Source organism: Amycolatopsis sp. (assembly GCF_035276945.1).
Taxonomy (GTDB): Bacteria; Actinomycetota; Actinomycetes; order Mycobacteriales; family Pseudonocardiaceae; genus Amycolatopsis_E.
Genome location: NZ_DATELF010000117.1, coordinates 24,100 through 31,927, shown reverse-complemented (window position 1 = coordinate 31,927; position 7,828 = coordinate 24,100). Strand labels below are relative to the sequence as shown.

Below are 7,828 nucleotides of genomic sequence, written 5' to 3'. Positions count from 1 at the left end.
CTATCGGGACACGCCCCGCCGGTCCGGCGGCTGCAAGCACCGTCCCAGGCTGGGGCCGACAGATCTACGGAAAAGCACCACGGCCGGTTGTCGCACGGGTCAGACCACAGCCCGGGACGGCACCTGATCATCCTCACAGTTGTCGCAGACCTCGACGAACTCGTCACCGAGGCCGTATCGGTCGTCGAGGTTGCGAGCGGCACTGTCCAGAAAGGATGTGACAATGTTCCAGGAAATGCGGCCGTTGGTGAGATGGTCAAGCGTGGTCAGCTTGCGGGCGAAGGAGTACGGCGTTTCTGGGAAATTCTAACAGAATGATCTTGGAATCTTTTTGATCGCCTGGTTGTTGATCATGGCGTGAGGAAGGGTGAGCAGCGTCCGTGGATCGTCTCGGATGAGTTGTGGGCGCGGATCGAGCCGTTGTTGCCGGTGGTGTCCCGGCGTGCCGACCATCCCGGGCGTAAGCGTCTGGACGACCGGAAGGTGTTGTGCGGCATCCTGTTTGTCCTTCACACCGGGATTCCCGGGGAGTTTCTGCCTCAAGGGCTGGGCTTCGGGTCGGGAATGACCTGCTGGCGACGACTCCGGGACTGGAACGAGGCCGGGGTCTGGCAGCGGCCGCACGAGAGCCTGCTGGCCGAGCCGAACGCCGTCGGGGCGCTGGACTGGTCGAGGGCGGTGATCGACGGCTCGCACATCCGGGCCATGAAAGGCGGCCCAAAACCGGTCCGAGCCCGGTCGACCGTGCCCGAACAGGCTCGAAACACCATCTGATCACCGAAGCGCACGGCATCCCCCTGCAGGTGTCGCTGACCGGCGGTAACCGCAACGATGTCACTCAGCTCATGCCGCTGATCCAAGCCGTCCCCGCCGCCGGGGCCGCCGTGGGCGGCTCCGGCGGCGTCCGGAGGCGATCTATGCCGACCGCGCCTACGACCACGACAAATACCGCAAGCAAGTCCGCGAGGCTGGGATCACGCCGGTCCTCGCTCGTCGCGGCGAACCCCAGGGTTCCGGCCTGGGGGTGTACCGCTGGGTCGTCGAGCAGGGCTTCGCCCTGCTGCACTGGTTCCGCCGACTCCGCATCCGCTGGGAAATCCGCGACGACATCCACGAGGCCTTCCTCCCCTCGCCTGCGCCATCATCTGCTGGCGACGCCTCCGCAACCTCTCACTCTGTCAGGAGTTCCAAGGTGGTTCCCGGCCGCCCGGCGAAGCTGTCGGGGCCGCAGCCGGAACGGCTGTACACGCTGATCGTGGGCACGGATCCGCGTCAGTTGCCGTTCGGGTTCGCGTTGTGGACGCGGGACCTGGTGCGGCTGAGGTCGTGTCGGCTGGCATACGGTCATTCGATGTCAACCGCCGAATCCTGGTGCCGGCGCCTTCTCTGCGAGACCTACGACGACATCTGGATGCGGCCGGCACGACGGTGGCCAAGTCAACCGCGAGCCGGGACCGTCATGATCGCACGGTAGTCCGTGGACGTGGCCGGCTCGTCGACCGTGCCAACGGCCAGCCCGCGACCAGATCGATCCGGCCGCTCACCAGCGCGAGGTGCAGCCGGGTCGCGTGGTCGTCCTTCTCACCGGTCCGGGGTCCGCGCAGGGCCCAGCCGTCCGGGCCATCGGCGATCACTGGCAGGGCCGTTTCCGCACGGATCCGGTCGGCGACGTCCACCACGCGTTCCCAGTCCCCATGCAGGTGCACGGCACTGACTCCATGAGACCGCAGTTCATGGCAGCGGACCACCAGGTCGTCGACCCCCGTTGACCAGGCATCACCGGGGGGCTGGGACAGGCCCGCACACAAGGCGACGTGCTCGTGCCGACGCACGAGGTCGCGGACGTCGATCTCCCCATCCGCTTCGGGGCCGAGCACGACTTCGACCAACCGGGCTCCGGCCGAGGCCGCCGTTTGCGTGCCATCGGTCACGGCCGTCGAGCCGACCAGCACACCGAACACTCCGCCGAACCCGCTGATGGCGCGGGCCACGGCTGACCAGCGCGGGAGTACCTCGGCATCGCCCGCCCGCGGCATCCCGCGCCAGTCGGCGAGGATGAGTGACCCTCCCGCCGCGGCGAAGGCCGCTGCCGACCCGAGTTGCTCTTCCAGGTCGCCATGCAAGATGGTGGCCACCCGGTTGTGCAACCGGATCGGTCCTAGCCGGAGAGGCGTGCCGCTGGCGTGGCCCGGACTGCCTTCCTTTCCGATTCCTCCGTGTTCAGCGGCGAAAGCCGCTTCGGCCTCGTCGATCCGCGCCGCATGGCGGCGCCGCAGCCCCGCGTAGCTGAGTGATCCGGTCCGGGTGATGAAGTGGAGCGCGAACTGACGTGGCGTCATGCCGAGCCGCTTGCCGAACGTCTCCCACCATCGCATGCTCCGCACACTCCAGTCCTGGATCCGGTCGACCTCGGGACGGCGCACCGACTCGTAGTCGGCGAACGCCGCCGCAACCGTCGTGGAGTCGCGCAGGGCAGCGGCGAGCGCTACCGCGTCCTCCATAGCGGTCCTGGTGCCCAGGCCAACCGAAAAATGGGCAGTGTGTGCCGCGTCGCCGAGCAGGACGATGTTCCCCACCGACCATCGGTCGTTGCGGACTATCGGGAACCTCCGCCACTGGCTGGCCTGCCCCAGCAGTTGCTCCCCGCCGAGGTGCTCGGCGAAGATCTCCGACAACAGTTTTCTTGCGTACTCGTCGGTCTCGCCCTGGCGCAGGTTGGCGGACGCGGTGTCCATGCCGGCTGCCGACCAGGTTGCCTCGTCGGTCTGAACCACGAACGAGACCGATCTGGTGCCGTAGGGATGCGCATGACCGACGAACGGGCCGTACTTGGTCAGTACGAAGGCATGTGTGAGCGCGCCGAACGGCATGGTGGTGCCGAACCAGATGTAGCGGGCCTTGCCCGGTTCGACCGTTGTGCCCAGGTGGGCGGACAGCGAACGCCGGTTTCGGGAACGGGCGCCGTCAGCGACCACGATGACATCGGGTTCCGTTGCCACGTTTCCCGTGAAGGCACCGATCCTCGCCGGGCTGCCGAAATGCGTCTGCACGCCGGCGAGGCTCGCCTGGTCGCGCAAAAGCCGCAGGAGTGCGGGCCGGGAAACGGCGGTGAAGCCGTAGCCGCCGTATCGCACCGTTTCATTGGGCAACCGTATTTCCAGGTCCGACCAAGCACCGCAGGCCGCGCGAATCAAGTCATGGGTTTCGGGGTCGGCCACACGCAGGAATGACATCGCGCGGTCGGACAGAACGATGCCCAGTCCGTGCGCGTCGTCGGAAAGGTTGCGCTCGTATACGTCGACTACCGTCGTGGGGTCGGACTTTCTGAGCAGTCGCGCAAGAAAGAGGCCTGCCGGTCCGCCCCCGATCACGGCCGCCCGGAAGGCTCGCATGCGGTCTTCTCCTTTACCTTGCCGCGCAATTCGCTAATTTATAGGGTCTGGTTATTTTTGTCAATACCGCACAAAGAGGAAGCTTTTTCCACGATTTTCCGAAGCTTGCACCTGGATGACCCTGATCCATTGTTTGTGAGATTCCCCACAGGTATTTATAGAGGTTTGGGGCCGTGGGATATCCTTTCTTTTGCAAGTGACGAAGTATGTTTTCAACGGTTTTATCATGGTTTTCGCTATTTCTTCTCCCGGGTTGATTACGGCTGTAGGGGTTATTCTTGAGAAAAGGATCCGGCATCGCGCCCCGCCATCGCGCTTCGCTGTACGGCATCGACGTCGAATACCACACCGGCCGCCCGCTCGGCCTGGGCCGGGCGAGCGGTGTGGTCAGCCAGCATCTGGAATTGCTTGGCGCCAACGTCGTCCCCGGGTGGACCGGGAAACCTATGGGCAGCCCGGCATTCGACATCACCGGCCACGGCGTCCGCCTGGAGGCCGCGCTGACCGGCTGGGCAGATGGGGACCCAACGCCCTTCGACGAGACGCTCGCTCAGGCCTGTTCCGGGATCATGGCGGTGCATGGGCGCGCGACCGGCGGTCCACGTCGGCTTGGTGTCGACTACGTTTCCGTGCTGGGTGGCGTGCTCGCCGTGCAGGGCATCCTGGCCGGGCTGCTCGGCCAGTTGCGCGGTATCGGCGTCCGGCAGGTTTCGTTGGCCGTCGCGCGCGCGGCGGCGCTGTCCCTGGTGCAGTACGTGGCGCAGGAGACGGCCGACGAGGAGCCGGACCGGATCGAGCCGGCGGAGCTGACCGAGGACAACCGCCCGCCGTTCACCTCGGCCGACGGGGTGCGGTTCGAGCTGGACACCCTCGATGCGGATTCGTGGCGGGAATTTTGGGCGGCGTTGGGCGCGCCTGGCGCGGCGGTGGCGCGGGGCTGGCGGCCGTTCATGATGCGTTATGGGCGAGCGACGGCTGCGTTGCCAGCCGAGCTGTCGGCCACGGCGGCTACCGCGGGATTCGACCACATTCGGGCCGTCGCGGCCCGGGCCGGGGTCAGCGTGTGCCGCGTCCGCACCATCGATGAGCGGCGTGCTGACCCCGGTCTGTGGCCCGCCACCGGCACGGCCGCGCCGTGGGAACTGTCCCCACTCGGCTGCGCGGCCGGCCGGACCGGGCAACCCGGTCCGGTTGAGTTGCCGCTCGCCGGGCTCCGCGTCGTCGAGTCGGCCCGGCGGATGCAGGGGCCGTTCGCCACGAGGTTGCTGGCGTTGCTCGGCGCGAACGTCACCCGCATCGAGCCGCCCGGCGGTGAGCCCGCCCGCGGCCTGCCGCCGCTGGCACGGGGCTGCTCGGCCGGATTCGTTTCGGTGAACCACGGCAAGCGCGCCGTGGAGATCGACATCAAGACCGCGGCCGGGCGCGCGGAGGTCCTCGATCTGGTCCGTGACGCCGACGTCTTCTTGCACAACTGGGCTCCGGGGAAAGCCGCTCGTCTGGGCCTGGATTCCGCCGACCTGGCCGAGGCCAACCCGGGACTGGTCTACGCACACGCCTCGGGTTGGGGACGTGCGCTGGGCGACGCTCCGCCGTTGGGCACCGATTTCCAGGTCCAGGCCTATTCGGGGGTGGCCGACCGGATCAGCGCGGGGACGGGACTCGCGCGGCCAACCTTGATGATCATCGTGGACGTGCTCGGCGCGGCGGTGGCGGCGGAAGGGGTGCTGGCCGGGCTGCTGGCCCGGCAGCGCTTCGGCGTCGGCGTCGCGGTGGACACCTCGTTGTTCTCGGCCGCGACCACGCTCATCGCGGAAGAGCTGCGCCGCGTGCCGAGCTTGGCCTCGGAAACCGTGGTCGACGGCGTGTTCGAGACCGCGGACGGGTTGCTAGCGGTGGCCGCTCGCAGTCCGGACCACGTCGCCCGGCTGGCGGCGCTGGCCGGCTGTTCCCCGCGCGAGTTGCCCGCCTGGCTCGGGGCCGGGCTGGCGGCCAGGCCGAGCGCGGTGTGGGAACGCGACTTCCTTGAGGCCGGTGTCCCCACGGTCGCGGTCCTCGAAGAGGTTTCCGCCCTGCCCTCGGCTAGCCGGTTCTCGTCGCTGTTCGAGGACCACGGTTGTGCCGTGGTGATGGCTCCGTGGCGGTTCAGATGAGGGGCACGCTGCGTGTACTGGTCACGGCCGCTCCGGGGGTCGGTCACATGTTCCCGATGGTCCCTTTGGCGTGGGCGTTACGCTCCGCCGGACACGAAGTGCTGCTGGTCACCGGCGGCCGAGGGCTCGGGGCTGCGGTGAAGTCCGGCCTGCCCGTCGTGGACTACGCCCCCGGCATGTCCGGACAGGAAATCAGCGACTCCATCAACCGCCAGTTCCCCGCGCACCTGCCCGTGGGCGAGAGCCGGATCCGGCGGCTGGCGGACGCCGCCGAACGTGTGGTCCACATTGCGCGGTTTGGGCTGGACACCACGATCCGCATCGCCGAGGCGTGGCGGCCGGACCTCGTCGTCCACGATCCGCTGAACGCCGCCGGACTGATCGCCGCCGCGAAGCTCGGCATACCCGCGGTCCAGCATTTGCTCGGCTTCGCCCGTGGCGCTGGCCTGTCCACCGAGCTGTACGGGCTCCTCCGTGCCGACTTCACCCGGCACGGCGCGCCCGGGCTCCCGGCCAGTGTGGTGCTGGACGTCGCGCCGCCTGCCCTGCTCGCGGAGCCCCCCGAAGGCTGGTCCATGCGGTACCTCCCGCACGACGGCGGCGGGCCGCTCGCATCGTGGCTGCTCGACTCGGCCGGGGCCGCGCGCCCGCTGATCGCGGTCACCCTCGGCACGGAAACCCCGCTGGTCGCGGGAACGGGCACGTTCGACCGGATCGCCGCGGCGGCGGAGCGGGTCGACGCCGACTTCGTGTTCGCTCTCGGCGGCGCCGACCCCGTCGGGCTCGGCGCGCTGCCGCCGAACGTCCGGGCGAAGCGATGGTTGCCCTTCTCCGAGCTACTCACCCGATGCACGGCCGCGGTACATCATGGCGGTTCCGGAGTCACGTTGAGCACCTTGGCTGCCGGGGTGCCCCAGCTGGCGCTGCCCAACGGCGCGGACCGGCACGCGAACGCCGGGGCAGTCGCGGAGTACGGCGCCGGGCTGGCTTGTGCGCCGGACGAGGTGACCCCGGCGGTCCTGGCTCGCCTGGCCACGGACGAGAAGCTCCGCCAGTCGGCCGTCGAGGCGCGGGCCGCAATCGAGGCGATGCCCTGTCCGGCGGATCTCGTGCCGCGGCTGGAAGCCGCCGTGCGATGAGACTGCTGTTCACCGCGCCTCCTGGGGCCGGGCACCTGTTTCCGCTGTTTCCGCTGGCCTGGGCCGCCCTGTCGAGCGGGCATGCCGTAGCGATGGCCACGACCGGTGCCAATGTCGATCTCGCCGCCAGGTCCGGCGTGCCGGTGGTCGACATCGCACCGGACGTCGACGTGGCGACGGAATACGACCGGCTGAATCGGGAGACGAACCTGGGCGGCGTGACGGACCCGGCCACCGCGCGACGACGCGGGGGCGTGCGATTCGCTGCGATGGCTGATCTCATGCTTGACGGCTTGGTGCGGCATATCGAGCGGTGGCGGCCTGACGTCGTCCTGTACGACCCGTACCAGGTCGCCGGTCTGGTGGCCGCACACCTCGCGGGGATTCCTGCCGTGCTGCACGGCACCGGGCTGCCGATGCGGACCTTCCGTCCGGCGCTCGACGCGATGACGCGCCCGCGGCAGTACGGCCTGGCGGAGCCACCGACCGATCCGGCCGCCATGCTCAACGTGTGTCCGGACAGCGTCGACTGGCAGCGTCGGCACCGGGGCTGGCCGATGCGGTACGTGCCGAACGATCTTGCAGGACCGCTGCCACGCTGGCTCGCGGCACGCCCGTCGCGCCCCCGGATCTGCGTGACGTTCGGTTCGATCCTCGCCGACCTGGGGTCGACGGCACTCCGCTCCACTGTGGACGCTCTGGCTGAGATGACCGTCGAGGTCGTCCTGAGTAAGGGTGGGGCGAACGGATATGAAATCGGGGCGTTACCACCCAACGTGCGGGTGGCCGACTGGCTGCCGCTGTCGGTGGTGCTGCCCGCGTGCTCGGCGGTGGTGCACCACGGCGGAGCCGGAACCACCTTCGGTGCGCTGGCATCCGGTGTGCCCCAGGTGATCCTGCCGCACGGCGGTGATCAGCCGGTGAACGCCCGCGCGGTGGTCGAACGGGGCGTGGCCATCATGGTCGAGAGCGAGTCCGCCGAACCGGCCACGATCGGGGAGGCCGTGCGGCTCCTGCTCGGCCGGTCCTCGCATCGGGCGACCGCGGCCGAGGTGGCGCGGGAGAACGCGGCACGCCCGTCGCCGAGCGACGCGCTGGCCAGGATCGCGGAACTGCCATGAACAGTGACGAATGTCGGGAGGTATTC

5 protein-coding genes and 1 pseudogene are annotated in these 7,828 nt (G+C 68.9%); 5 read left to right on the top strand and 1 reads right to left on the bottom strand.

What is annotated here, in order from left to right:
• Both VJT49_RS35600 and VJT49_RS21550 read left to right on the top strand, forming a co-directional pair.
• On the top strand, window positions 1-318 hold a 318-nt coding region (locus tag VJT49_RS35600), incomplete at its 5' end, for a hypothetical protein (RefSeq protein WP_422652938.1).
• Between the two features lie 66 nt (window positions 319-384).
• Window positions 385-1,164: pseudogene (locus VJT49_RS21550) on the top strand (IS5 family transposase); the annotation flags it as partial.
• 293 nt (window positions 1,165-1,457) lie between these two features.
• Here the strand turns inward: VJT49_RS21550 and VJT49_RS21545 are convergent.
• Window positions 1,458-3,392, bottom strand: coding sequence for an FAD-dependent monooxygenase (locus VJT49_RS21545; RefSeq protein ID WP_324166689.1), 1,935 nt, complete (start codon window positions 3,390-3,392; stop codon window positions 1,458-1,460).
• Window positions 3,393-3,670: 278 nt separating this feature from the next.
• On the opposite strand from VJT49_RS21545, the gene VJT49_RS21540 reads away from it, so the two are divergent.
• The 3 genes from VJT49_RS21540 to VJT49_RS21530 are packed head-to-tail and all read left to right on the top strand — an operon-like array spanning window position 3,671 to window position 7,802.
• Window positions 3,671-5,542, top strand: coding sequence for a CoA transferase (locus tag VJT49_RS21540; RefSeq protein WP_324166688.1), 1,872 nt, complete (start codon window positions 3,671-3,673; stop codon window positions 5,540-5,542).
• A 56-nt stretch (window positions 5,543-5,598) separates the two neighbouring features.
• The gene (locus tag VJT49_RS21535; protein WP_324166687.1) at window positions 5,599-6,681 is read left to right on the top strand and encodes a glycosyltransferase; all 1,083 of its coding nucleotides are present in this window, start codon (window positions 5,599-5,601) and stop codon (window positions 6,679-6,681) included.
• Window positions 6,678-7,802, top strand: coding sequence for a glycosyltransferase (locus VJT49_RS21530; protein ID WP_324166686.1), 1,125 nt, complete (start codon window positions 6,678-6,680; stop codon window positions 7,800-7,802). The genes VJT49_RS21535 and VJT49_RS21530 overlap by 4 nt, the downstream gene beginning before the upstream one ends.
• Window positions 7,803-7,828 lie beyond the last annotated feature (26 nt).

Excerpts from the sequence above, each read along its gene's own strand:
- VJT49_RS21530 (WP_324166686.1), top strand. The coding sequence starts at position 6,678 with ATGAGACTGCTGTTCACCGCGCCTCCTGGGGCCGGGCACCTGTTTCCG.
- VJT49_RS21535 (WP_324166687.1), top strand. The coding sequence starts at position 5,599 with ATGGTCCCTTTGGCGTGGGCGTTACGCTCCGCCGGACACGAAGTGCTG.
- VJT49_RS21545 (WP_324166689.1), bottom strand. The coding sequence starts at position 3,392 with ATGCGAGCCTTCCGGGCGGCCGTGATCGGGGGCGGACCGGCAGGCCTC.